The following is a 207-nucleotide window of genomic DNA, read 5'->3' on the forward strand; positions in this document are numbered from 1 at the left end:
GAAGGCGGCCGAGTACGGCGCGGCGAAGGTCTACGTGGCCGACGGCGCCGAGTTCACCGACCAGCTGGTCGTCCCGAAGGTGGACGCGCTGACCCAGATCGCGAAGGCGAGCGAGGCCGCCGCGGTGCTGGTCACCTCCTCCGGCGAGGGCAAGGAGGTCGCCGCCCGCGTCGCCCTGCGCCTCGGCTCCGGCATCATCACCGACGC

General features: G+C 73.4%; 1 pseudogene. It reads left to right on the plus strand.

Annotated features, from left to right (window positions below):
- Positions 1-207 (plus strand): annotated as a pseudogene (locus PUR56_RS00040) (electron transfer flavoprotein subunit alpha/FixB family protein); the annotation flags it as partial.

The sequence above is a fragment of the Streptomyces sp. BE303 genome, assembly GCF_036290945.1.
Classification (GTDB): domain Bacteria; phylum Actinomycetota; class Actinomycetes; order Streptomycetales; family Streptomycetaceae; genus Kitasatospora.